This window comes from Massilia genomosp. 1 (assembly GCF_011682185.1).
Taxonomy (GTDB): domain Bacteria; phylum Pseudomonadota; class Gammaproteobacteria; order Burkholderiales; family Burkholderiaceae_D; genus Telluria_A; species Telluria_A rubra.
On record NZ_WHJF01000674.1, the window covers coordinates 1 to 246 of the forward strand.

A 246-nucleotide genomic window follows, 5' to 3' on the forward strand; every position below is an offset into this window, starting at 1 on the left:
GAGTTTGGGAGGGTTCAGTTCCTCGCCTTCACGCACGATATCGTCGTAGACAGTGGTGAAGGCGGCGATGGCGCCGGCGTCGAGTGGGTGTCCTTGCTGCCGCGCCGCAGCGCTCAGTGTTTTGGCGTTGAGCAGCAACGCCGTCATGGCAGCCGGCCAATCCTGGCCGGTCACCTCTTGCGCGTAGACCAGTTCCCGAAGGAGATGCGCGTTGCACAAGGCATGCAGGCCATCGTCGAGTTTCCA

General features: G+C 62.6%; 1 pseudogene. It reads right to left on the minus strand.

The features are described 5' to 3' along the window. Positions 1–246 (minus strand): annotated as a pseudogene (locus F1735_RS35200) (IS66 family transposase); the annotation flags it as partial.